Below are 910 nucleotides of genomic sequence, written 5' to 3' on the forward strand. Positions count from 1 at the left end.
CTCAGTACTTGCGGTTCGGCAGCGCGGCCTTCGCCTGCTCCGGGGTGAAGGTGGTCTCCTCGGTCAGGACGCGCTGCGGGATCGTCTCACCGGCAACGACCTTCTTGGCCAGGTCCATCAGCTGAGGGCCAAGCAACGGCGAGCACTCCACGATGTAGTTGATCTTGCCCTCGGACAGGGCCGTCATACCGTCCTTCACCGCGTCCACCGTGATGATCTTGATGTCGACGCCAGGCTTCTTACCCGCCGCCACGATCGCCTCGATCGCACCCAGACCCATGTCGTCGTTGTGCGCGTACAGCACGTCGATCTTCGGGTTCGCCTTCAGGAAGGCCTCCATGACCTCCTTGCCCTTGGCCCGGGTGAAGTCACCGGTCTGCGACGCGATCACCTTGAACTTCGGGTCGGCCTTGATCACGTCGGCGAAGCCGGACTTGCGGTCGTTGGCCGGCGCCGAGCCGGTGGTGCCCTGCAGCTCCACGATGTTCACCGTGTCGGTCTTGCCCTGGTACTCCTTCACCAGCCACTCACCGGCCTTCTTGCCCTCCAGCACGAAGTCCGAACCGATGAACGTCTTGTACAGCGACGTGTCCTTCGAGTCCACCGCACGGTCGGTCAGGATCACCGGGATCTTGGCGTCCTTGGCCTCCTTGAGCACGGTGTCCCAGCCCGACTCGACGACCGGCGAGAAGGCGATGATGTCCACCTTCTGCGCGATGTAGGACCGGATCGCCTTGATCTGGTTCTCCTGCTTCTGCTGCGCGTCGGAGAACTTCAGGTCGATGCCGGCGGCCGTGGCAGCCTCCTGGATCGACTTGGTGTTCGCGGTACGCCAGCCACTCTCCGCGCCGACCTGCGCGAAGCCCATCGTGATCTTGCCGTCGTCCTTCTTACCGCTACCGGCGTCCTC

The 910-nt window shown here is 63.7% G+C and carries 1 protein-coding gene; it reads right to left on the reverse strand.

The genetic code is table 11. The features are described from left to right. Position 1 precedes the first annotated feature (1 nt). The coding region (locus tag OP18_RS50650) for an ABC transporter substrate-binding protein (RefSeq protein ID WP_033368002.1) at positions 2 to 910 on the reverse strand (909 nt) is incomplete at its 5' end.

Source organism: Dactylosporangium aurantiacum (assembly GCF_000716715.1).
Taxonomy (GTDB): domain Bacteria; phylum Actinomycetota; class Actinomycetes; order Mycobacteriales; family Micromonosporaceae; genus Dactylosporangium; species Dactylosporangium aurantiacum.